Genomic DNA, 23,591 nt, shown 5'->3' with positions numbered 1-23,591 from the left:
CGCACAGGCCGTGCGGGTCTGCCGAGACGGGAGGTGGTCGTGATGGTTCCGATCGAAGCCGAGGACACCGGGAACGATGCCGGATCTGCGGACGTCCCGGAGGCCGACCTCGTCGAGCAGTTGACGCCGGCCGAGTCGGAGGACGACCGCGACGAATCGACGCCCCCGCCGACGCCGCTGGAGGTCGACCCGGCCGACGCCGCCGAACAGCGTCGCAGCGTGCCCGTCGACGAGGATTACCCGCACGGATAGGCGGAACTCGGGACACCCGCGGTGGCAGGGGCACCGGTCGGTGGCGCATGATCGTCGGGTGAGTCACTCGAGCGATGACACCGATCGGTCCACGATCCTGCCGATGCCGTCGGTTCCGGGGCGTTCCGGGAACGTCGAAGCGCCGTCCGCGAGTGCGATGCGGCGCGTGCTGCGGCGGGCGCGGGACGGTTCGACACTCAACGTGGACGAGGCCGCGACGCTGCTGCAGGCGCGGGGCGCCGACCTCGAGGACCTGTGCGCGTCGGCGGCCAAGGTGCGCGACGCCGGCCTGGTCGCGGCGGGCCGCCCGAAGACGGTGTCGTACTCGCGCAAGGTGTTCGTCCCGCTGACCCGCCTGTGCCGCGACAAGTGCCACTACTGCACGTTCGTGACGGTGCCCGGCAAGCTGCGCGCCGCCGGGCACGGCATGTACCTGGAGCCGGACGAGATTCTCGAGATCGCCCGCCAGGGCGCCGAACTGGGCTGCAAGGAGGCCCTGTTCACGCTCGGCGACCGGCCGGAGGAGCGCTGGCCCGAGGCGAAGCAGTGGCTCGACGAGCGCGGCTACGACTCCACGCTCGACTACGTGCGGGCGATGGCGATCCGGGTGCTCGAGGAGACCGGCCTGCTGCCGCACCTCAATCCGGGTGTCATGAGCTGGGAGGAGATCTCACGTCTCAAGCCGGTGGCGCCGTCGATGGGCATGATGCTCGAGACCACCTCGAAGCGGCTGTTCACCGAGAAGGGGGAGTGCCACTACGGCAGCCCCGACAAGGATCCCGAGGTGCGCCTGCGCACGCTCACCGATGCGGGCCGGCTGTCGGTTCCGTTCACGACCGGCATCCTCGTCGGGATCGGCGAGACGGCCGCCGAGCGGGCCGACTCCATCATGGCGATCCGTAAGCTGCACAAGGCCTTCGGGCACGTGCAGGAAGTGATCGTGCAGAACTTCCTGGCCAAGCCGGACACCGCGATGCGCGACGCCCCCGATGCGAACCTCGAGGAGTTCCTCGCGACCATCGCAGTCGCGCGCCTGCTGTTGGGGCCGGGCATGCGGATCCAGTCGCCGCCAAACCTGGTGTCGGAGGCGGAGTGCCTCGCGCTGATCGGTGCCGGTGTCGACGACTGGGGCGGTGTGTCGCCGCTGACGCCGGATCACGTGAATCCCGAACGGCCGTGGCCGAATCTGGACACGCTCGCCGAGGTCACCGCCCGGGCCGGGTACACCCTCGTCGAACGGACCGCTGCGCAACCGCAGTACGTGCTGGCCGGACATCCGTGGATCGACCCGCGGATCGGTGCGCACGTGCGGGCGCTCGCCGACCCGGAGACGGGTATGGCCCGCGCGGACGTGAAGCCGGCGGGGCTGCCGTGGCAGGAACCGGACGAGGAGTGGGTGTCGTCGGGCCGCGTCGACCTGAACACCGAGATCGACACAGACGGCCGCAACACCGAGACCCGCTCCGACCTGGGCAGCGCGTTCGGTGACTGGGAGACCGTCCGCGAGCAGGTCCTGGAACTGGGGCGCGCCGCCCCGGCCCGGGTGGACACCGACGTGGTGGCCGCGCTGCGCAGCGCCGAACGGGATCCGGCCGCGCTGTCCGACGACGAGTACCTGGCGCTCGCGACCGCCGACGGGGACGGTCTCGAGGCCGTGGTCGCGCTCGCGGACGCGCTCCGCAGGGAGGCCGTCGGCGACAACGTCACGTACGTGGTGAACCGGAACATCAACTTCACCAACATCTGCTACACCGGCTGCCGGTTCTGCGCGTTCGCGCAGCGCAAGGGCGACGCCGACGCCTTCACGCTGTCCGCGGAGGAGGTGGCCGACCGGGCGTGGGAGGCGCACGTCGCGGGCGCCACCGAGGTGTGCATGCAGGGCGGCATCGACCCCGAGCTGCCGGTCACCGGTTACGCGGACCTGGTGCGGGCGGTCAAGCGGCGGGTGCCGTCGATGCACGTGCACGCGTTCAGCCCGATGGAGATCGTCAACGGTGCGTCCCGCGGCGGCCAGAGCATCCGCGACTGGCTCACCGAGCTGCGCGAGGCCGGCCTCGACACCATCCCGGGCACGGCCGCCGAGATCCTCGACGACGAGGTGCGGTGGGTCCTGACGAAGGGCAAGCTGCCGACGTCGGCGTGGATCGACGTCATCACCACCGCGCACGAGGTGGGCCTGCGATCCAGTTCGACGATGATGTACGGCCACGTCGACAGCCCCAAGCACTGGGTGGGCCACCTGCGGGTGATCCGCGGCATCCAGGACCGGACCGGGGGCTTCACCGAGTTCGTGCTGCTGCCGTTCGTGCACCAGAGCGCGCCGCTGTACCTGGCGGGCGCGTCCCGTCCGGGGCCGACGCAGCGCGACAACCGGGCCGCGCACGCGCTGGCCCGGATCATGCTGCACGGGCGCGTCGACAACATCCAGACCAGCTGGGTGAAGCTGGGCATCGCGGGCACGCAGGCGATGCTCCAGGGCGGCGCGAACGATCTCGGTGGCACGCTGATGGAGGAGACCATCTCGCGGATGGCGGGCTCGCAGCACGGCTCGGAGAAGACGGTCGAGGAGTTGCGGGCGATCGCGGAGGGGATCGGTCGTCCGGCCCGGGAGCGGACGACGAGCTACGCCCTCCGGGAGCCCACGACCGTCCTGCCGATGGCCTGACGGTGCCGTAACGGACCGCGATATGAGGACACCCTTACCGAACTGTCGCGGCCGCAACGCTTCATACTGGACCTTCCGGATGTTCGTCGGGCGGGAGCCCGGCGGCCGGCTCGCCGAGGCGCCCCGGCGCCCGTGTCAGAAAGGCAGGGAGAGCAGCAGTGACCTACACGATTGCCGAACCGTGCGTCGATGTGATGGACAAGGCCTGTATCGAGGAGTGTCCGGTCGACTGCATCTACGAGGGCGGTCGCATGCTCTACATCCATCCGGACGAGTGCGTGGACTGCGGTGCGTGTGAGCCGGTCTGCCCCGTCGAGGCCATCTTCTACGAGGACGACGTGCCGGACCAGTGGACCGGCTACGTCAGCGCGAACGTCGACTTCTTCGACGACCTCGGTTCGCCGGGTGGTGCCGCGAAGCTCGGGAAGGTCGACTACGACCCGCCGATGATCAAGGCGCTGCCACCCATGAGCGAGGACTAGTCGACGACCGGTCGAACAACAAGTAGGAACGGTTCGAGGAAGATCAGTTGCCGCGCATCTCTGTAGCCAAGACCCTGCCCGATTTCCCGTGGGACTCCCTCGCGTCCGCGAAGGAGAAGGCGAACTCGCATCCCGGCGGGATCGTCAACCTGTCCGTCGGGACACCCGTCGATCCGGTGGCTCCGGTCATCCAGGAGGCGTTGTCGTCGGTCGCGGCGGTGCCCGGCTATCCGACGACGCACGGCACCGACGAACTGCGTGAGGCGACGGTGGCGTCGCTGGCGCGGCGCTACGGCATGACCGGGATCGATCCCGCGGCGATCCTGCCCGTGATCGGCACCAAGGAGGTCATCGCGTGGCTGCCGAGCATGCTCGGTCTCGGCGCGGACGACCTCGTGGTCATTCCGGAGGTGGCGTACCCGACGTACGAGGTGGGTGCGCTGCTCGCCGGTGCCCGGGTGCTGCGCGCCGACGGCACCGCGCAGTTGGGTCCGGAGAAGCCGGCGCTGATCTTCGTCAATTCGCCGTCCAACCCCACCGGCAAGGTGCTCGGGGTCGAGCACCTGCGCAAGGTGGTCGAGTTCGCTCGTGAGCGCGGCGCGATCGTCGCGTCCGACGAGTGCTACCTGGGTCTGACCTGGGAGGCCGAGGCGGTGTCGATCCTGGATCCGCGCGTGTGCGGCGGCGACCACACCGGTCTGCTGGCGATCCATTCGCTGTCCAAGACGTCGAATCTGGCGAGCTACCGGGCCGGGTTCCTCGCCGGTGATCCCGCGCTGATCGCGGAACTGCTCGAGGTCCGCAAGCACGCGGGCATGATGATGCCGACCCCGATCCAGGCCGCGATGGCCGCCGCGCTGACCGACGACGGCCAGGAGAAGGAGCAGCGCGAGCGGTACCGCCGGCGCCGCGAGATCCTGTTGGCGGCGGTCCGCGGCGCGGGCTTCACGGTCGACGACTCGGAGGCCGGCCTGTATCTGTGGGCCACCCGCGGCGAGGACTGCCGGGACACGGTCGACTGGTTCGCCGAGCGCGGCATCCTGGTCGCACCGGGCGACTTCTACGGCCCGCGCGGCCGGAAGCACGTCCGGATCGCGCTCACCGCGTCGGACGAGCGCATCGAAGCGGCGGCCGCCCGCCTGTCCTGACCCATCGGGGAACCCGGGTTCTCGCGTTTTGCGCACTTGTCGCGCACGCGGGGCCCGGGTTCTCGCGTTTTGCGCACTTGTCGCGGGAGCGGGGCGCGGGTCCCGGCGCTCGGCGCACTTGTTGCGGGGCGCGGGAGGCGGTGTCGGGCGTAGCCTGAGCTTGGTCGCAGTCTCTCGGGCTCAGGCTGAGGAGGGCAGCATGGATGCCGTCACACAGGTACCGGCGCCGCACAACGAACCGGTCCACTCCTACGCGCCGGGCAGTCCGGAGCGGGACCGTCTGCGGAAGGCTCTCGCGGAGCATTCCGCCGAGGTGCTCGAGATCCCGCACGTCATCGGCGGCCGTCACCGTTCCGGTGTCGGCGAGCAATTGGAAGTAGTTCAGCCGCACCGCCATTCGTCGATCCTCGCGACATTCACCAATGCGACGTACGACGACGCGAGCGCCGCGATCGACGCGGCGACCGCGGCCGCCCCCGCGTGGCGGCGACTGCTGTTCGACGAACGCGCCGCGGTGCTGCTGCGCGCGGCCGATCTGCTGTCCGGGCCGTGGCGCGAGAAGTTGGCCGCCGCGACGATGCTGGGACAGTCCAAGTCGGTGCAGCAGGCGGAGATCGACGCCCCGTGCGAACTGGTGGACTTCTGGCGGTTCAACGTGCATTTCGCCCGGGAGATCCTCGCCGAGCAGCCGATCTCGTCGCCGGGGGTGTGGAATCGGCTCGAGTACCGACCGCTCGAGGGGTTCGTCTACGCGATCACCCCGTTCAACTTCACCGCGATCGCCGGCAACCTGCCGACCGCTCCCGCGCTGATGGGGAACACCGTGGTCTGGAAGCCGTCGCCGACGCAGACGCTGGCCGCCTACTGGACGCTGCGACTGCTCGAGGCGGCGGGCCTGCCGCCGGGGGTGATCAATCTGCTCACGGGGGACGGTCTCGCGGTTTCCGATGTGGCGCTGCGTGATCCGAGGCTGGCCGGGATCCATTTCACCGGGTCGACGGCGACGTTCCAGCGCCTGTGGCGTGAGGTGGGGGCGAACATCGGGAGCTACGACGGCTACCCGCGACTGGTGGGGGAGACCGGCGGCAAGGACTTCGTGGTCGCGCACGCGTCGGCCGATCCGGCGGTGCTGTCGACGGCACTGATCCGCGGCGCATTCGAATACCAGGGGCAGAAGTGTTCGGCGGCCTCGCGCGCGTACGTGCCGCGGTCGGTGTGGGCCGGGATGAAGGAGCAGTTCCTCGCCGAGGTCGACGCCCTCACGTACGGCGACGTCACCGATCTCGAGAACTTCGGCGGTGCGCTCATCGACCGCCGCGCCTACGACAAGAGCGTCGCGGCGATCGAGCGTGCCCGGGGTGCCGCCGGCGTGGAGGTGGCGGTCGGCGGCAAGTACGACGACAGCGTCGGGTACTTCGTCCGGCCCACCGTGCTGCTCGTGGACGATCCCCGGGACGAGGCGCTGGCGAAGGAGTACTTCGGTCCGATCCTCTCGGTGCACGTGTACGACGACTCGGCCCCGGGTGCGTTCGCCGACGTTCTGGCGGCGGTGGACACCGCCTCGCCGTACGCGCTGACCGGTGCGGTCGTCGCGGACGACCGGGACGCGGTCGAACAGGCCTCGGCCGCACTGCGTTTCACGGCGGGCAACTTCTACGTCAACGACAAGCCGACCGGCGCCGTGGTGGGCCAGCAGCCGTTCGGGGGCGGGCGGGCGTCGGGCACCAACGACAAGGCCGGCTCGCCGCTGAACCTGCTGCGGTGGGTGTCGGCGCGCACGATCAAGGAGACGTTCGTCCCGCCGACCGATCACCGCTACCCGCACATGGGACCGGAGCGGGGTCGATGACGCCGAGCGTCCTGTCGAATCCGCTGCGGCCGGCGATCCTCGCGGCCGCGCGGTCGGCCCGGGTCAAGGACGCGGTGACGCGGGCCCCGGTGACCAAGTCGATCGTGCGGCGCTTCGTCGCGGGGGAGACGCTCGCCGACGCGATGGCCGCGGCGTCGACCCTGCTGGTCGCGGGGCGCTCGGTGAGCATCGACTACCTCGGCGAGGACACGCTCGACGTCGATCGGGCGCGGGACACCGTGGTCGCGTACCTGGAACTGCTCGCCGAACTCGCGCGCCTGCCGCAGGCCGGGGCGAGCGGGGTGCGCCCGCTCGAGGTGTCGGTGAAGCTGTCGGCGTTGGGGCAGGGGTTGCCGGTGGACGGGGACAAGATCGCCCTCGACCACGCCCGCACGATCTGTGCGGCCGCGCACGAGCACGGGGTGTGGGTGACGGTCGACGCCGAGGACCACACCCGGACCGATTCGACGCTGTCGATCGTGCGCGAGCTGCGCACGGACTTCCCGTGGCTGGGCACGGTGCTGCAGGCGTACCTGCGGCGGACCGAGGGTGACTGCCGCGATCTCGCGGGCGCGGGCTCGCGGATCCGGCTGTGCAAGGGCGCCTATCGCGAACCCGAGTCGGTGGCGTTCCGGTCGCGGGCCGACGTGGACGCGTCGTACGCGCGGTGTCTGCGCATCCTCATGCAGGGCGACGGCTACCCGATGGTCGCGACCCACGACCCGTCGCTCATCGACTCGGTGGACGGACTGCTCACGGAAACCGGCAGGGGATCAGGCGATTTCGAACACCAGATGCTGTTCGGGATCCGGGACCTCGAGCAGGCCCGGCTGGTCGACGCCGGCCGACGCGTCCGGGTCTACGTGCCGTACGGCGTGCAGTGGTACGGGTACTTCATGCGCCGTCTCGCGGAGCGGCCCTCGAACCTGAGGTTCTTCCTGCGCTCGACGCTCACCAGGCGCTGACACGCGATGTGAGACAGTGGGCGTCGTGCTGCTCAGTTCGCTCAATCCTCTCGCCGTCGCGCGCGGCGACGACATGCCCGACGCCGTCCGGATCGGCGACACCGCGCTCTCGCGCACGGACATCCTCGGTGCCGCCGGGGCGCTGGCCAAGCGCATCGCCGGCGCCCGGGTGGTCGCGGTGCTGGCCGAGCCGACCCCGGCGACGGTGATCGCCGTCGTCGGGTGTCTCCTCGCCGGGGTCACGGTCGTTCCCGTCCCGCCGGATTCGGGTCCGGCCGAACTCGACCACATCCTGTCCGACTCCGGCGCGCAGGCGTGGCTCGGGCGGGCCCCGGAGGGATCCGCGCTGCCGGTGGTGCCGGTGCGCGTGCACGCCCGCGACTGGCACGGCCATCCCGAACCGCACCCGTCGTCGACCGCGTTCGTGCTGTACACGTCGGGCACGACGGGTCCGCCGAAGGGCGTGCTGCTGAGCCGCGGCGCGATCGCCGCGGGCATCGACGCGCTCGCGGAGGCGTGGGACTGGACGTCGAAGGACGTTCTGGTGCACGGCCTTCCGCTCTTCCACGTGCACGGGCTGATCCTCGGGGTGCTCGGCCCGCTGCGGGTGGGTAGCCGCCTGGTCCACACCGTCAAGCCGACGCCGCAGGCGTACGCGGAGGCCGCCCGCGCCGGCGGCACGTTGTTCTTCGGCGTGCCGACCGTGTGGTCGCGGATCGCCGAGGACGAGGAGTCCGCGCGCGCACTGAGCGGTGCCCGGCTGCTGGTGTCCGGCAGCGCGCCGCTGCCCGTGCCGGTGTTCGAGCGGCTGCGCGCACTCACCGGGCTCACCCCGATCGAGCGCTACGGCATGAGCGAGACCATGCTGACGGTCAGCACCCGCGTCGACGGGGAACGTCGCCCCGGGTGGGTGGGCCTGCCGGTGCGGGGCGTCGAGACCCGCCTGCGCGACGAGCGTGGTGAAGACGTCCCGCACGACGGCGAGAGCATCGGCGGTCTGCAGGTCCGCGGGGCGACGCTGTTCGACGGCTACCTGAACCGGCCCGAGGCGACTGCCGAGTCGTGGACCGACGACGGCTGGTTCAAGACCGGTGACGTCGCGGTGATCGATGCGGGCGGCTTCCACCGCATCGTCGGACGCGAGTCCACCGATCTCATCAAGTCCGGCGGGTACCGCATCGGTGCCGGCGAGGTGGAGACCGCGCTGCTCGGCCACCCCGGCGTCAAGGAGGCCGCTGTCGTCGGGTTGCCGGACGCCGACCTGGGACAGCGCATCGTCGCGTTCGTCGTCGGCGACGGACTCGACGAACAGGCGCTGATCGACCACGTGGCGTCGCAGCTGTCGGTGCACAAGCGGCCGCGTGAGGTGCGGATCGTCGAGTCGCTGCCGCGCAACGCGATGGGGAAGGTACAGAAGAAGCTGCTGTAGGCGGCTGCGCCGCCCGTGCGCCTTTTCGGTAGTTCCGACCACCATAAAGGCGCACGGGCGCGGAGCGCCTAGTAGCGGTAGAAACCCTCGCCCGACGCGATGCCGAGCTTGCCCTTGTCGATGTAGTTCTCCTTGAGCCACACCGCCAGCTTCTGAGCAGCCTCATCGCCGTGGGCCATGATGTTGTACGGCGTGGTGAGGCCGATGATGTCGAAGATCTGGAACGGGCCCAGCGGCGCGCCCGTCGCGATCTTCCAGGTCTTGTCGACGTCGGCCGGCTCGGCGTAACCGCCGGCGGCGAGGGCCGCGGCCGAGTTGAGGAACGGCACGAGCAGCGAGTTCAGCACGTACCCGGCCTTCTCCTTGTGAAGTTCGATCGGGACCATGCCGATCGCGGTCGCGAACTCGACCACCCGCCGGTACACCGCGGGATCGGTGCGCTCGGTGCCCATGACCTCGGCGGTGTTGGAACTCCACACGCGGTTCGCGAAGTGCAGCGCCAGGAACCGGTCGGGACGTCCGGTGGCGTCGGCGAGGTCGCTCGGCAGCAGCGTCGACGAGTTGGTCGCGAAGATGGTCCGCTCCGGTGCGGCACTGCCGATCCTGCGGTAGGTGTCCTGCTTGAGCGAGAGGATCTCGGGAATCGCCTCGATGACGAGATCCGCGTCGGCGACCGCCGCGTCGAGGTCGGACGTCAGCGCGAGCCGGTCCAGCGTGGCGGCGGCGCTGCCGTCGTCGGCGCCGGGCACCTCCCGTCGGTAGGTGTCGACCAGGCCGGCGAAGCGTCCGCGCGCCGCGTCGAGGGCCTTGTCGTCGATGTCGTACGAGGTGACCTCGAAGCCCTTGAAGGCCGTCTGGAAGGCGATCTGGGAACCGAGAACACCGGCGCCCAGCACGGTGACTTTCCGAATGTCCGTCATGAAACCTCCCGGTTGCGTCCGGCCGAATCGGACGACGGCCGGTTCCTTCCGACCCTATCCCCGCCGGGTGAGCGTCGGCGTACCGTCGGGGTATGAGCGCTGTCACGAGCACCCGCATCGTTCTCGCCTCACGACCGCACGGTGAGCCGACCGTCGACAACTTCCGCACGGAGACAGTCGAATTGCCCGACCTGTCCGATGGTCAGGTGCTGCTGCGGACGGTGTGCCTGTCGCTGGACCCGTACATGCGCGGTCGGATGAGTGCCGCGGAGTCGTATGCGGAGCCGGTCGAGGTGGGCGACGTCATGGTCGGCGGGGCGGTCGCGCAGGTGGTGCAGTCGCGGAACCCGCGGGTGGCCGCGGGGTCCTACGTCCTCGCGTACTCCGGTTGGCAGACCCACGCCGTGGTCGACGGCAACGCAGTGCGGGTCCTCGATCCGTCCCTGGCGCCGTTGTCGACGGCACTCGGTGTGCTCGGTATGCCCGGGTTCACCGCGTACTCGGGTCTGCTGAAGATCGGGCGGCCCCAGGAGGGCGAGACCGTGGTCGTGGCCGCGGCGGCGGGTCCCGTCGGGTCGGCCGTCGGGCAGATCGCGAAGATCCACAGCGCCCGGGCCGTCGGGATCGCCGGCGGGCCGGACAAGTGCGCGTACCTCCGGGACGAACTCGGGTTCGACGCCGCGATCGACCATCGGTCCCCGGACTTCGCCGATCGGTTGAAGGCGGCGGTGCCGGACGGCATCGACGTCTACTTCGAGAACGTCGGGGGCCCGGTCACGGCGGCGGTCCTCCCGCTGCTCAATCTGTACGCACGGATCCCGGTGTGCGGGTTGGTGTCCCAGTACAACGTGGCGTCGACGCCGGAGGGCCCGGACCGGTTACCGGCGTTCATGGGTCTGGTGCTCACCAAGAGCCTGACCGTGCGCGGCTTCATCCAGTCCGAGTTCGTGCGCGAGATGTACGCGGACTTCGAACGCGACGCCTCCCGATGGGTCGCCGACGGTCGGCTGAAGTACCGGGAGGACGTCGTGCACGGACTGGACAATGCGCCGGCGGCCTTCCTGGGAATGCTGCACGGCAAGAACTTCGGAAAGCTGGTCGTCCGGGTCGGCCCGGACGACGGATAGGCGTCAGGCCGGGGGGGGCCGACGGGCTTGTCGCCGACGATCGAGATGCGGTCCATGACCCGGCGGGCCGGGTAGTAGTCGCTCGCGGCGTAGTGCTGGCACGAGCGGTTGTCCCAGAAGGCGATCGTGTTCGGCTGCCACCGCAGCCGCACCTGGAACTCGGGGCGCTGGACATGGCGGTACAGCATCGTCAGCAACTCGTTGGACTCGGCCTCGGAGACGCCCAGGATGCGTTGGGTGAAGCCGATGTTCACGAAGAGTACGCGCCGGCCGGTCTCCGGGATCACCCGCACCACGGGATGCGTGACCGCGGGGAAATGGGGCCGCAGCATGTCGACGGCGTCCTGCGGCATGCCCCGGCCGAACGCGTTGATCCAGTCGTGCTCGGCCTCGAGATGGTCGATCCGCGTCCGGATGTCCTCCGGCAGCAGGTCGTACGCCGCACCGGTGTCCGTCCACAGCGTGTCGCCGCCCACCTCCGGAACCTCGACTGCACGCAGAACCGCTGCGAACGAAGGGAATTCGTGCCAGGTCACGTCGTTGTGCTACAGGTTCTCGACACCGACGGCCATAGCGTCCTTCGCGAGCGTCGCGACGTCGGCGTCGCTCTGGCCGGGTTGGGTGTACTTGAAGAACGGGTGCTGCTCGAGCTCGCCCCACCGGGCCGCGAAGGCGCGGTGCTGGGCGCGAACGATGTCCTGGTCGCGGAAGAACAGCACCTTCCACTCCAGCAGGGCCCGGCGCAGTTCGGCCAGCACCGCGTCGGACAGGTCGCCGCCGAGGCGGAGGCCGGTGATCTCCGCCCCGATCGTGGGGGTCGCCGGTGCGAGCGAGAACAACTCGTAGGGGCGCTGCTCGACCGATTCGGGCAGGCGCGGTGCGACGAGCGGGCCGAACGCGGCCAGCGGATCGGTCGGCCGCGGTGCGACCGAGGTGTGGAATGCCGGGGGAGTGGACGTGACGGTCATGGTGTTACTCCTTCGGAATCGGCGGTGGGGCTCTCTTCGGGGTCGATCGGAACAGGGGTGGAGGAAGGCGCCTCGAGTACGGCGACGCACGTGTCGATGAGATCGGCGATGAGCGCCGACGTCTCGGCCGCGGTGCGGTCGCGGCCCTCGCGGGCGGCCAGTGTGACGATGCCGAGCATCATCACGTTGTCGGCCCGCCAGAGCGCCACCTCGTGCGGCACCGGTGCCAGGTCGATCATCAGTTGCTTTGCCGACCAGTAGCTTTCGGCGCGAAGATGTCGCTGGACGGTGTCCGCGAGCGCCGGATCGAGCATGCTCTGGGCCAGGAACCGGGCGTAGTGGCTGCCGGGGCGTCCGAGCGTCTCGGCGGCCAGGGGTCGCAGCAGGGCCTCGACGGACCGGCGCACGGTCGGTTCGCCGGTCCGGGTGATCTCGTCGAGCAACTCCTGGCGGCGGGTGTTCACGGGTGCCATGCGGGACTCGATGACGGCCTCGATGAGCCCGTCGCGCGAGCCGAAGTGGTACTTCGCGGCGGATTTGTTCGCCTGGTTGGCCGCGATCTGCACGTCCTTGAGTGTCATCGCCGGCATGCCGCGCTCGGCGACGATCCTCTCGGCTGCGTCGATCATGGCTTGGCGAGAGGAGGTTTGAGTCACAACCGCGAGATTAAGGCTGTTGCCTTAGCCTGTCAACAGGTGGGTCGAATGCGCTCCCGCGGCGGCCTGCCCGGCCACCGCGAACGGCGCCTAGCGGGTGTCGCGGAACATCGGGTCGCGCTTCTCGCGCCGGGCCAGGGTGGCCTCCTCGAAGTTGTCGGTCATCAGTCGAATCATCAACTGGCCGAGTCCTTCCTGGTTCATGTGCTGCGCCATCGACGACGCGTCCAGGCTCGACCACAGGGTGCGCTTGGTGAGCTCGACGCCGGGACGCGAGAACATCGCGATCCGCTGCGCCATGTCGAACGCCTCCTCGAGGAGGTCCTCACCGGCGACAATCCGCGACACCAGCCCGATCCGCGCGGCCTCGTCGGCGTCGACGTCGCGGCCGGTGAGCATGATCTCGAAGGCGCGCGACGAGCCGATCGCCCGCGGCAGCAGGTAACTCAGGCCGAGTTCGCTCGCCGTCAGGCCGTTGTTGATGCCGGCCGCGCGGAAGTACGCCTCGGGGGCGGCCAGGCGGATGTCCGCGGCCAGCGACAGGCAGAGGCCGCCGCCGATCGCGGCGCCGTTGACCGCCGCGATCACCGGCTGATGCATCCGGCGCAGCGTCAGGATGACGTCGTCGAGCAGTTCCATCGAGCGCAGCGCGATCGACGGGCGGGTGAGACCCTCGATGTGCGGGATCGGGCCCGCCGATCGCTGATCGGCGCCCGAGCAGAAGCCCCGGCCGGCGCCGGTGATCACGACGGCCCGCACCGTGGTGTCGTTGCTGATGGCCTCGAGCGCTTCCCGGAACGGGATCATCACGTCGAACGCCATCGCGTTCATGCGTTCCGGGCGATTGAGGGTCACCAGTGCCACGTTCTCGCGCGGCCGTTCGACGACGATGAAGCTCAACGGATCTCCTACTGGCAAGGGGCGATTCCCGCCGACCCTACGCCGCGGGAGCGCCCGATGTGCCCGTTATTCCGCAGATCCCTAGCTGCCGGACGACCCCGAGCCGCCCGACGAGCCCGAGCTGCCGAACGGCGCCAGGCTGCCGCTTCCGCCGTCGCCGCCGGGCGGCGCGGTCCACCCGACCGGCACGTGGCCGAGGCGCACCCGCTGCGGGTGATCGCCCACCGGGACCGTCGCGACCTTCAGCCCGGTCGCGAAGTCGACGGCGCTGACCGTGTCGTTCGCGCTCTCGGAGACCACGCACTGCGTCCCGTCGCCGTTGACCGTGGCCCAGTACGGCTTGCCCGCCGGGACCGGGGGCGTCTCCTGCAGCGTCGCGGTGTCGACGATCGTCACGTAGTCGTCCATCGTCCCGGCGATGCACAGCTTGCTGCCGTCGGGGTTGATCGACATGCCGTGATGGCGGGAGTCGTTGACCCAGGTGGTGCGGTCCGGGTTGGTGGCCGGGTTCTTCGGCAGTTCCTTGATGCGGGTGATCCGGTCCGCGGCGACGTCGTACTCGACGAAACCGTTGAAGAACGACACCTGGAAGTACAGCTTGTCCTCGTTCGGGCTGAACGCCACCGGGCGCACGGCATCGGACAGGTCCGAGCGGCCGAACGCGTCGAGTCGGTCACGCATGTCGATCACCTTGACGACTTCGAAGGTGTTCGCGTCCACGACGGTGATCCGGCGATCGCCCTTGGTGGAGTCCTGCTCCGGCGCATCGGTGCTGGAGGTCACCTCGCCGATCGACATGTTCCACAGGTAGCGGCCGCCGTCGGTGAAGACGTTCTCGTGCGGCTTGTCGCCGGTCCGGAAAGACCCGATCTGCTGACCCGTGACGATGTCCAGCACGTGCACGGTGTTGCTGGTCGAGGCCGACACCGCGATCCGGGTGCCGTCGGGGGAGACCGCCATGTGGTCGGCGCGGAAACCGGACACCGGGAAGCGCCACTTGACCTTCCCGGTGGTCAGGTCGATCGAGACGACGTCGGCGAAGCTGGGGCGCGAGGCGACCACCGCGGACCCGTCCGGCGTCGTGTACATGTCGTCGACGAACTGGTCGTGTCCCTCGCCCGCGGTGGCACGGATGCCGAGGAAGAATCCGAGCTTGATCGGGTTGAGGTAGATCTCGCGCAGGCGCTCGTTCTTGTCGGGAATCATGTCGATCCGGCCGAGCTTGTCGTAGCTGCCCGTCGAGTCGATGACATCGGCGGTGCCGTCCCAGTTGTTGCCGACGAACAGCACCTCGTCGAGCCCCGCCGGGTCCGCGGCTGCCGCCGGCGCACCGACGGCCAGCGTCGAGAACACCGCGGCGGCCGCCACGGTGACGGCGCACCCTCGTCCGAGAACGGTCCTGCGTGACGTCATCCGTGCCCCCTCGTCGACTCGATCGGTCGGCGGCAGGTTAGCAAGAGAAGGCCGCGGCGTATACGAAAACACGAACACCGTCGCGGGACGGGACCGGTGCTGCCCGAGGCTAGTTCGCGGGCTCCGCCGGGGTCGCGGACTTGCTCGCACGGCGCCGCGCGGTGATCAGCCCCACGGCGAGGATCACGAGGAACAGCACCGCTGTGGAGATCAACTGCTCGCGCGCGTCGGCGTCGAACGCCATCAGCACCACGAACGCGGCCAGCAGTGCCAGGGTGAGGTAGCTGAGGTACGGGAACAGCCACATCCGCACCGACAGTTTGCCCTCGCGCTCGAGTTGTCGCCGCAGCCGCAGGTGGGCGATCACGATGAACACCCAGATCACCAGCAGTGCCGCGCCGACGGCGTTGAGCAGGATGCCGAGCAGCGAATCGGGAAGCAGCCAGTTCAGCAGCACGCTGACGAAGCCGAAGAACACCGACAGCAGCACCGCGTTGGTCGGAACCCCCGTCGTCGACAGCTTGGCGAGGGCCTTGGGGCCGTCGTTGCGCCGTGCCAAAGAGAACGCCATGCGGGAGGTGCCGTAGACGTTCGCGTTGAACGCCGACAGCAGCGCGATCACGACGACCAGTTCCATCAGCCCGGAGACGTACGGGATGTTCGCCCGCTCGAGGACGGCGACGAAGGGGCCGTCCTGCAGCGCGGGATCGTTCCACGGCAGGACCAGGACCATGATGGCGATCGCGCCGATGTAGAAGACGCTGATCCGCCACATGACGGTGCGCACGGCCGTGGCGATCGAGCGTTCGGGGTGCTCGGACTCGGCCGCCGCGATCGTCACGATCTCGATGCCACCGAACGCGAACGCCACGACCAGCAGGCCCGCGGCGATACCGCTGAACCCGTTGGGCATGAAGCCGCCCTCACCGAGCAGGTTCGTGAATCCGACGGGGTCGGTGTCCGGGAGCAGACCGAAGACGAGCAGGACGCCGACGACGAGGAAGCCGACGATCGCCGCGACCTTGAGGGCCGCGAACCAGAACTCGAACTCGCCGAAGTTGCTGACCTTCGCGAGGTTGACGACGGCGAAGAAGGTGACGAACACCAGCGCGATCACCCATTGGGGTACGCCGGGCAGCCAGTCGTTGACGATCGCGGACGCGCCGGTGATCTCGGCTCCCAGCACCATGATCAGCATGAACCAGTACAGCCAGCCCATCACGAAGCCGGCCCATTCGCCGATTCCGATGCGCGCGTAGTGCGAGAAGGATCCACTCGCAGGCAGAGCGGCGCCCATCTCGCCGAGCATGCGCATCACGCACACCACGACGAAGCCGGCGATGAGATAGGAGATGAGGACCGCGGGGCCTGCCTTCGCGATCCCGACGCCGGTCCCCAGGAAGAGACCGGCGCCGATGGCCGAGCCCAGGCCCATCATCGTGAGATGACGGACCTTGAGGCCGTGCCCTAATCGAACTGGGGTTTCGGTGGAGCTCACAAGCCTGGAATCAGTCGTTGGCGTGCAGTGCCGCGTTCAGTTCCACGCCGGTTCCCTTCCACGGCACCACCTCGACGGCGCCGGAGACGGAGTTGCGGCGGAACAGGATGTTCGACTGGCCACTGAGGTCGGCGGCCTTGACGACGGTGCCGTCGGGGCCGGTGACCTTGGTGCCGGCGGTGATGTACAGGCCGGCCTCGACCACGCAGTCGTTGCCGAGTGAGATTCCCAGGCCGGCGTTGGCACCGAGCAGGCAGCGCTCGCCGACCGAGATGACCTGCTTGCCGCCACCCGACAGGGTGCCCATGATCGACGCGCCGCCACCGACGTCGGAGCCGTCACCGACGACGACACCGGCCGAGATGCGGCCCTCGACCATCGAGGAGCCGAGCGTGCCGGCGTTGAAGTTCACGAAGCCCTCGTGCATGACGGTGGTGCCGTTCGCCAGGTGGGCGCCGAGGCGGACCCGGTCGGCGTCGGCGATGCGCACGCCCGACGGGACGACGTAGTCGACCATGCGCGGGAACTTGTCCACGCCGAACACCGTCACCGGGCCGCGGATCCGCAGGCGCGAGCGCACCAGTTCGAAGCCGTCGACGGCGCACGGGCCGAAGTTGGTCCACACGACGTTGGCCAGCAGGCCGAAGATGCCGTCGAGGTTGATCGAGTGGGGTGCGACCAGGCGGTGCGACAGCAGGTGCAGACGCAGGTACGCGTCGTGCGCGTCGACCGGCGCGGCGGACAGATCGGCGATGGTCGTGCGGACCACGACCTGCTTGACCTCGCGGGCCTCGTCGTGGCCGGCGAGCAGCGCCAGGTCCGACGGGATGTCGGTGCCCTCGAGTGCGACGGTTCCGTTCTCCTGGTACTCGCCCAGTTCGGGGGCCGGGTACCAGGTGTCGAGAACCGTGCCCGACTCGGTCACGTTGGCGACGCCTACTGCAGATGCTCCCTGTGCACTCACGGATGCACAGGTTACGCGAATACGCGGACGCGTTCCGGACGTGGTGAGCCGATCACGATCCGGCCCACGCGTTCCGACCGGTCGGGTAGCGCGGTCCGGCGGGCCCTAGTCTGGAACGGTGAGCCTTCTCGATCTGCACGCCGACCCCATCGATCTCACCGCCGCCCTGGTGGACATTCCGAGTGTGTCGCAGGACGAGGCGGTCATCGCCGACGCCGTCGAGGCCGCGCTGCGGGAACAGACCTCGGGGTTCGAGGTGATCCGCAGCGGCAACGCGGTGCTCGCCCGCACCGACCGCGGGCTGCCCAGCCGCGTCATGCTCGCCGGCCACCTCGACACGGTCCCGATCGCCGACAACGTGCCCAGTCGCCGGACGTCCGACGAGCGCGGCGACCTGCTGCACGGCTGCGGAACCGTAGACATGAAGTCGGGCGACGCGGTGTTCCTGCACCTGGCGGCGACCGTCTCGGACCTCGCCCACGACCTGACGCTGGTGTTCTACGACTGCGAGGAGATCGCCGCGCAGTACAACGGACTCGGCCGGATCGAGCGCGAACTGCCGGAGTGGCTGCGCGCCGACGTCGCGATCCTCGGCGAGCCGACCGGCGGCCTGATCGAGGCCGGCTGCCAGGGCACGCTGCGGGTGCGACTGACGGCGTCGGGCACACGCGCGCACTCGGCGCGGTCGTGGCTGGGCGACAACGCGATCCACAAGTTCGCCCCCGTGCTCGAGCGGTTGTCGTCGTACGAGGCCCGGTCGGTGGACATCGACGGCTGCGTCTACCGGGAGGGCCTGTCAGCGGTGCGGATCGCCGGCGGGGTCGCCGGCAACGTCGTCCCCGACGCCGCGGAAATGGACGTCAACTTCCGGTTCGCGCCCGACCGCAGCGTCGAGCAGGCCGTCGACCACGTGCGAGAGATCTTCGATCCGTCGGCCCTCGGCGGCCTCGAGCTGGGGTTCGATGTCACCGACAGCTCGGCGGGCGCGCTGCCGGGCCTGTCGCATCCCGCGGCCGCGGCACTGATCGAGGCGGCCGGCGGGCAGTACCGCGCCAAATACGGATGGACGGACGTCTCGCGTTTCTCGGCACTGGGGATTCCTGCGGTCAACTACGGCCCGGGCGACCCGAATCTGGCGCACAAGCGGGACGAGCACGTCCCGGTCCACCAAATCACCGACGTGGCCCGTGTGCTGCGTGGCTACCTGAGCGCGTGAACGCCTAGCCTTGGCCGCATGGCACCTGAGAGGAAGACCGGGGAGGCGGCCCGGCGAGGCACCGCCTCGGTGAAGCATCGCGGCCCGATCATGCTGCGGCGCGACCGCAAGGCCGAGGCCACGACATCCGACCGGCGGCTGCTCGACCAGCGTGGCCCCACCGACTGGGTTCACACCGACCCGTGGCGGGTGCTGCGCATCCAGAGCGAGTTCGTCGAGGGGTTCGGCGCGCTCGCCGAGGTGCCGCGCGCGGTGACGGTGTTCGGCTCCGCCCGCACCGCCGAGGACTCGGAAGAATACGGAACGGCCCGCGCGCTCGGCGCCGCCCTCGTGCAGGCCGGGTTCGCGGTCATCACCGGTGGCGGCCCCGGCGTGATGGAGGCCGCGAACCGCGGTGCCAGCGAGAGCGGGGGCTACTCGATCGGGCTCGGCATCGAGTTGCCGTTCGAGCAGCGTCTCAACGACTGGGTCGATCTCGGCATCAACTTCCGGTACTTCTTCGCCCGCAAGACGATGTTCGTGAAGTACTCGCAGGCGTTCATCTGCCTGCCGGGCGGGTTCGGCACCCTCGACGAGCTGTTCGAGGCGCTCACCTTGGTCCAGACGCGCAAGATCACCCGGTTCCCGATCATTCTGGTCGGCACCGAATTCTGGTCCGGCCTCGTGGACTGGCTGCGCGCCGTGATCGAGCCGTCCGGGAAGATCTCGCCCGGTGACATCGATCTGATCCACGTCACCGACAGCATCGACGAGGTGGTGCGCATCGTCGTCGAGTCTCAGCAGGGCGTCGACGAGGCGGCCCTTCTCGGGGACGAGGACGAGTGGTGAGCGACGAGCGGTCCGGCGAGAAGTTCGCCGTCTGCGTGTACTGCGCGTCGGGTCCGGTGGACGCGCGATTCCTGGCGCTGGCGTCCGAGGTGGGTGCCGCGATCGGTCGCCGAGGATGGCAACTGGTCTCCGGCGGTGGCAACGTCTCGATGATGGGTGCCGTCGCGGAGGCCGCCCGCGCGGCCGGTGCGTGGACCATCGGCGTCATTCCGAAAGCGCTGGTGCACAAGGAGGTTGCCGACGTCGACGCGGACGAGCTGATCGTCACCGACACGATGCGCGAACGCAAGCGGATCATGGAGGACCGGGCCGACGCCTTCATCACCCTCCCCGGTGGCATCGGCACGCTGGAGGAGCTGTTCGAGACGTGGACGGCGGGATACCTCGGGATGCACGAGAAGCCGGTGGTGATGCTCGACCCGGTGGACCACTTCCGGGCGCTGCTGGACTGGCTCGAGGGGCTGAAGGAGCAGGGCTTCGTGGCTCAGCGGGCACTCGACGGCCTGATCGTCACGGGCGATGTCGAGGACGCACTGGACGCCTGCACGAGGTGAAAGTGGTTCCCGTCGAGGGGTTCCGGGGGCGGGGCGCAAAGGTTACTGTGAAGTAAGAACCGCCCCCTCCCGCGAAGGATGCCGATGAGTTCCGATGCCACCGCCCCGACGATCGGTCTCGTGCAGCTGGCGCTGCAACTCCCGCGGATGGCCACCGAACTTCCCAGCCTGGCACGCGGGGTGCTGGGCCTGACGCGCAAGCCGGATACCCGACTCTCCATCGGCCGGGTGTTCCAGGACCTGGCTCGGCGGCAACCGCACCACCCGTTCATCCGGTTCGAGGGTGTGCCCCTCACCTACGGCGAGGCCAACGTCCGGGTGAACCGCTACGCCGACGTTCTCGCGCGGCGCGGTGTGCGGCACGGCGACGTCGTCGGGATCCTCATGAAGAACCGGCCCGAGACGCTGCTGGTGACGCTCGCGGCGGTCAAACTCGGTGCCGTCGCGGGGATGCTGAACCACAATCAGCGGGGCGACGTTCTGGCGCACAGCCTGTCGCTGCTGGACAGTCGGGTCCTCGTCGTGGGGGAGGAATGCGACGAGGCGATCGCGTCGCTCGACGGCGATCCGCAGGCCGGGACGGTGCTCTGGGACGCCGAACTCGAGGCGGCCGCCGAGACCGCGGATTCGTCGAACCCCCCTGTGTGCGAGCGTGTCCAGGGCAAGGATCGGGCGTTCTACATCTTCACGTCGGGCACGACCGGGCTGCCCAAGGCGAGCCTGATGAGTCACTTCCGCTGGCTCAAGAGCATGTCCGGTCTCGGCGCCATGGGAGTTCGCCTGCGCCGCAGCGACACTCTCTACTGCGCACTGCCGCTCTACCACAACAACGCGCTCACGGTGTCGCTGTCGTCGGTACTGTCGTCGGGTGCCACCTTCGCGATCGGGCGCACCTTCTCCGCATCCCGGTTCTGGGACGACGCGAAGGTCAACGGCGCCACCGCCTTCGTCTACATCGGCGAGGTGTGCCGGTACCTGCTCAACCAGCCACCCAAGCCGACCGACCGCGACAACGACATCCGCCTCGTAGTCGGAAACGGGCTGCGCCCGGAGATCTGGACCGAGTTCACCGAACGATTCGGTATCGACCGGGTCGCCGAGTTCTACGGTGCGAGCGAATGCAACATCGCCTTCGTCAACGCGCTCGGTGTCGAACGCACCGCCGGGATCTGCCCGCTGCCGTACGCCGTCGTCGAGTTCGATCCCGAGACCGGCCGCGCCCGGCGGGATTCGACCGGACGCCTGCGCCGGGTCGGCACCGGCGAGGTGGGGCTGCTGCTGTCGAAGGTCACCGACCGGGCGCCCTTCGACGGGTACACCGATCCCGACGCCAGCGAGAAGAAGCTCGTCCGAGACGGTTTCACGGACGGCGACTGCTGGTTCGACACCGGGGACCTCGTGCGCAGCCAGGGGTTCATGCACGTCGCGTTCGTCGACCGACTGGGGGACACGTTCCGGTGGAAGGGTGAGAACGTCGCCACGACCGAGGTCGAGGGTGCGCTGTCGGCGCATCCCGCGATCGACGAGTCCGTCGTGTACGGCGTCGCGGTGCCCGGAACCGACGGCAAGGCCGGCATGGCGGCGGTGACGGTGCACCCCGGGCACGAGTTCGACGGAGCGCTGCTCGCGAAGGAACTGTTCGACCGTCTGCCCGGGTACGCGATTCCCCTGTTCGTGCGGGTGGTCGACTCGCTCGAGACGACGTCGACGTTCAAGAGCCGCAAGGTAGGACTGCGCGAGGAGGGGTACTCGCCGGGCGTCGACCGGTTGTACGTGTTGGACGGCCGGGCCGACGGCTATGTGCCCGCCTACGACGACTACGTGCGTCACGTCGCCGAGGGGAATGCTCCAAGGGGGTAGTGCGATCCCCGTCATGCGACTATGGGGGCATGGCACCCCGCCCCGCCCCCGCTGACGTGTCAGCCGACGCGTCCGCCGACTCCTCGGCCCCCGGCCGTGTCCTGCCCACGCTCTGCGGCAGGCCGGTCGCGACCGACCGTGCACTCGTGATGGCGATCGTCAACCGCACCCCGGACTCGTTCTACGACCGCGGTGCCACGTTCACCGACGAGGCGGCCATGGCGGCGGTCGATCGTGCCGTCACCGAGGGTGCCGACCTGGTCGACATCGGCGGGGTCAAGGCCGGCCCGGGCGCCGTGGTCGACAGCGCCGAGGAGATCCGCCGCGTGGTCCCCTTCGTCGAGGCCATCCGGGCACGCCACTCGGACGTGATCATCAGCGTCGACACGTGGCGCAGCGAGGTGGCCCGCCTGGCGTGCGCCGAGGGCGCGGATCTGATCAACGACACGTGGGCGGGCGCCGACCCCCACCTGGTGGAGGTCGCCGCCGAACTGGGTGCGGGAATCGTGTGCTCGCACACCGGGGGCGCCGTGCCGCGCACCCGGCCGCACCGGGTCCGCTACACCGACGTCGTCGCCGACGTCGTCGACGAGGTGGTGCGGGCCGCCGAGCACGCGGCCCGACTGGGCGTGAAGCCGGACTCGATCCTGATCGACCCCACCCACGATTTCGGAAAGAACACCTTTCACGGGCTCGAATTGTTGCGGCGCGTGGAAGATCTCGTTAAGACCGGATGGCCCGTGCTGATGGCGCTGAGCAACAAGGACTTCGTCGGGGAGACTTTGGGTGTGGAACTGGCCGAGAGGTTGGAGGGCACGCTCGCGGCGACCGCGCTGGCGGCCGCCGGTGGTGCTCGAGTGTTCCGCGTCCACGAGGTTGCCTCGACCCGGCGTGTGGTCGACATGGTCGCCGCGATCATGGGTACCCGGCAGCCCGTCCGCACCGTACGGGGGTTGGCATGAGCATCACCGAAGCGTCACGCACTTGGACGGACGCCAACAGTTGGGATCACCCGTGCTGGAGCATCGCTGAACTCGAGCGAGCCAAGGCGGGGCGCACGGTGTCGGTCGTGTTGCCGGCGCTCAACGAGGAGAAGACCGTCGCGGGCGTCGTCGACACCATCCATCCGCTCCTGGGCGGACTGGTCGACGAGCTGATCGTCCTCGACTCGGGGTCGTGCGACGCGACGGCCGAGCGGGCCGCCGCCGCCGGGGCGACGGTCATCAGCCGTGAGGCCGCGGTCCCGGGCCTGCCGCCTGTGCCGGGCAAGGGCGAGGTGCTGTGGCGTTCGATTGCCGCGAGCACGGGCGACCTGATCGCCTTCGTCGACTCCGACCTGGTCGACCCCGATCCGGCGTTCGTCCCCAAGCTTCTGGGCCCGCTGCTCACGGTGGACGGGATCCACCTGGTCAAGGGCTACTACCGGCGTCCGCTCCGGGTGAGCGGCACCGAGGACGCCAACGGCGGCGGTCGGGTCACCGAACTGGTCGCGCGGCCCATGCTCGCGGCGCTGCGCCCCGAGCTGACGTGCGTGCTGCAGCCGCTCGGCGGCGAGTACGCCGGGACCCGGGAGCTGCTGTCGGCGGTGCCGTTCGCGCCGGGCTACGGTGTCGAGATCGGCCTGCTCCTCGACACGTACGACCGTCTGGGGCTCGCAGCCATCGGGCAGGTCAACCTGGGGGTGCGAAAGCACCGCAACCGGCCGCTGTCCGACCTCGGCGTGATGAGCCGGCAGATCATCGGCACGATGCTGCGCCGATGCGGCGTCGAGGACAGCGGTTCCGGCCTGACCCAGTTCGTCTCCGACGGCGACTCGTTCGTCCCGGCGCGGACCGACGTCTCGCTGGCGGATCGCCCGCCGATGAACACGATCTGTCCCTGACCCCGCCCCGGGGTG

20 protein-coding genes and 1 pseudogene are annotated in these 23,591 nt (G+C 69.6%); 14 read left to right on the top strand and 7 right to left on the bottom strand.

From position 1 onward, the window contains the following. Positions 1–42: 42 nt before the first annotated feature. The 7 genes from EGT67_RS04550 (at position 43) to EGT67_RS04520 (ending at position 8,790) form a co-directional block, all read left to right on the top strand. Entirely contained in the window at positions 43–252 is a 210-nt protein-coding gene (locus tag EGT67_RS04550; RefSeq protein ID WP_127914877.1) for a hypothetical protein, read from the top strand. 40 nt (positions 253–292) lie between these two features. Then, positions 293–2,917, top strand: coding sequence for a bifunctional FO biosynthesis protein CofGH (locus tag EGT67_RS04545; protein WP_127914876.1), 2,625 nt, complete (start codon positions 293–295; stop codon positions 2,915–2,917). Between the two features lie 158 nt (positions 2,918–3,075). Continuing rightward, positions 3,076–3,399 carry a ferredoxin gene (gene fdxA / locus EGT67_RS04540; protein ID WP_127914875.1) on the top strand — a complete coding sequence of 108 codons (324 nt, stop codon included), beginning with the start codon at positions 3,076–3,078 and terminating at the stop codon, positions 3,397–3,399. A 47-nt stretch (positions 3,400–3,446) separates the two neighbouring features. Beyond that, positions 3,447–4,547: a succinyldiaminopimelate transaminase gene (dapC, locus tag EGT67_RS04535; protein ID WP_127914874.1), complete on the top strand. Its 1,101-nt coding sequence runs from the start codon at positions 3,447–3,449 to the stop codon at positions 4,545–4,547. 199 nt (positions 4,548–4,746) lie between these two features. Next, complete coding sequence (gene pruA, locus EGT67_RS04530; protein ID WP_127914873.1) at positions 4,747–6,396, top strand: L-glutamate gamma-semialdehyde dehydrogenase; 1,650 nt, start codon at positions 4,747–4,749, stop codon at positions 6,394–6,396. Continuing rightward, positions 6,393–7,361 carry a proline dehydrogenase family protein gene (locus EGT67_RS04525; protein ID WP_127914872.1) on the top strand — a complete coding sequence of 323 codons (969 nt, stop codon included), beginning with the start codon at positions 6,393–6,395 and terminating at the stop codon, positions 7,359–7,361. Before pruA ends, EGT67_RS04525 begins: the two co-directional genes overlap by 4 nt. Positions 7,362–7,386: 25 nt before the next feature. Then, the gene (locus EGT67_RS04520; protein ID WP_127914871.1) at positions 7,387–8,790 is read left to right on the top strand and encodes an acyl-CoA synthetase; all 1,404 of its coding nucleotides are present in this window, start codon (positions 7,387–7,389) and stop codon (positions 8,788–8,790) included. Positions 8,791–8,858: 68 nt separating this feature from the next. Here the strand turns inward: EGT67_RS04520 and EGT67_RS04510 are convergent, their stop codons facing one another. Beyond that, positions 8,859–9,710: a 3-hydroxyacyl-CoA dehydrogenase gene (locus EGT67_RS04510; RefSeq protein ID WP_127914869.1), complete on the bottom strand. Its 852-nt coding sequence runs from the start codon at positions 9,708–9,710 to the stop codon at positions 8,859–8,861. Between the two features lie 92 nt (positions 9,711–9,802). Between EGT67_RS04510 and EGT67_RS04505 the strand changes: the two genes are divergently transcribed. Beyond that, positions 9,803–10,837: an NADP-dependent oxidoreductase gene (locus EGT67_RS04505; RefSeq protein ID WP_127914868.1), complete on the top strand. Its 1,035-nt coding sequence runs from the start codon at positions 9,803–9,805 to the stop codon at positions 10,835–10,837. A gap of 17 nt (positions 10,838–10,854) precedes the next feature. Here EGT67_RS04505 and EGT67_RS04500 read toward each other — a convergent pair. The 6 genes and pseudogenes from EGT67_RS04500 to dapD all read right to left on the bottom strand — a co-directional run. Then, positions 10,855–11,805, bottom strand: a pseudogene (locus EGT67_RS04500) (TauD/TfdA dioxygenase family protein); the annotation flags it as partial. Beyond that, complete coding sequence (locus EGT67_RS04495) at positions 11,802–12,434, bottom strand: TetR/AcrR family transcriptional regulator (RefSeq protein WP_127914867.1); 633 nt, start codon at positions 12,432–12,434, stop codon at positions 11,802–11,804. The pseudogene EGT67_RS04500 and the gene EGT67_RS04495, both read right to left, overlap by 4 nt. A 117-nt stretch (positions 12,435–12,551) precedes the next feature. Beyond that, complete coding sequence (locus tag EGT67_RS04490) at positions 12,552–13,361, bottom strand: enoyl-CoA hydratase (protein ID WP_127914866.1); 810 nt, start codon at positions 13,359–13,361, stop codon at positions 12,552–12,554. 81 nt (positions 13,362–13,442) lie between these two features. After that, the gene (locus tag EGT67_RS04485; RefSeq protein WP_241565892.1) at positions 13,443–14,774 is read right to left on the bottom strand and encodes a YncE family protein; all 1,332 of its coding nucleotides are present in this window, start codon (positions 14,772–14,774) and stop codon (positions 13,443–13,445) included. Between the two features lie 109 nt (positions 14,775–14,883). Continuing rightward, positions 14,884–16,272: an amino acid permease gene (locus EGT67_RS04480; RefSeq protein WP_127914865.1), complete on the bottom strand. Its 1,389-nt coding sequence runs from the start codon at positions 16,270–16,272 to the stop codon at positions 14,884–14,886. A 10-nt stretch (positions 16,273–16,282) separates the two neighbouring features. Continuing rightward, the gene (gene dapD / locus EGT67_RS04475; protein ID WP_127914864.1) at positions 16,283–17,236 is read right to left on the bottom strand and encodes a 2,3,4,5-tetrahydropyridine-2,6-dicarboxylate N-succinyltransferase; all 954 of its coding nucleotides are present in this window, start codon (positions 17,234–17,236) and stop codon (positions 16,283–16,285) included. Positions 17,237–17,354: 118 nt separating this feature from the next. Here dapD and dapE point away from each other — a divergent pair, with 118 nt between their 5' ends. From dapE to EGT67_RS04445, 6 genes are all read left to right on the top strand, one after another. After that, complete coding sequence (gene dapE / locus EGT67_RS04470; protein WP_127914863.1) at positions 17,355–18,452, top strand: succinyl-diaminopimelate desuccinylase; 1,098 nt, start codon at positions 17,355–17,357, stop codon at positions 18,450–18,452. 18 nt (positions 18,453–18,470) lie between these two features. Then, entirely contained in the window at positions 18,471–19,280 is an 810-nt protein-coding gene (locus tag EGT67_RS04465) for an LOG family protein (protein ID WP_127914862.1), read from the top strand. Then, a complete protein-coding gene (locus EGT67_RS04460) occupies positions 19,277–19,834 on the top strand; it encodes an LOG family protein (RefSeq protein ID WP_421958091.1) in 558 nt (185 codons plus the stop codon). The genes EGT67_RS04465 and EGT67_RS04460 overlap by 4 nt, the downstream gene beginning before the upstream one ends. 78 nt (positions 19,835–19,912) lie before the next feature. Next, on the top strand, positions 19,913–21,694 hold the full coding sequence (locus EGT67_RS04455; protein ID WP_127914860.1) for a long-chain-acyl-CoA synthetase: 1,782 nt from the start codon (positions 19,913–19,915) through the stop codon (positions 21,692–21,694). 29 nt (positions 21,695–21,723) lie between these two features. Beyond that, complete coding sequence (gene folP / locus EGT67_RS04450) at positions 21,724–22,656, top strand: dihydropteroate synthase (RefSeq protein WP_421958090.1); 933 nt, start codon at positions 21,724–21,726, stop codon at positions 22,654–22,656. Further along, positions 22,653–23,576 carry a glucosyl-3-phosphoglycerate synthase gene (locus tag EGT67_RS04445; RefSeq protein WP_127914859.1) on the top strand — a complete coding sequence of 308 codons (924 nt, stop codon included), beginning with the start codon at positions 22,653–22,655 and terminating at the stop codon, positions 23,574–23,576. Before folP ends, EGT67_RS04445 begins: the two co-directional genes overlap by 4 nt. Positions 23,577–23,591 lie beyond the last annotated feature (15 nt).

Origin of the sequence: Prescottella agglutinans, from assembly GCF_004011865.1 — a bacterium.
Taxonomy (GTDB): domain Bacteria; phylum Actinomycetota; class Actinomycetes; order Mycobacteriales; family Mycobacteriaceae; genus Prescottella; species Prescottella agglutinans.
This window is presented reverse-complemented; position numbering and strand designations above follow the sequence as displayed.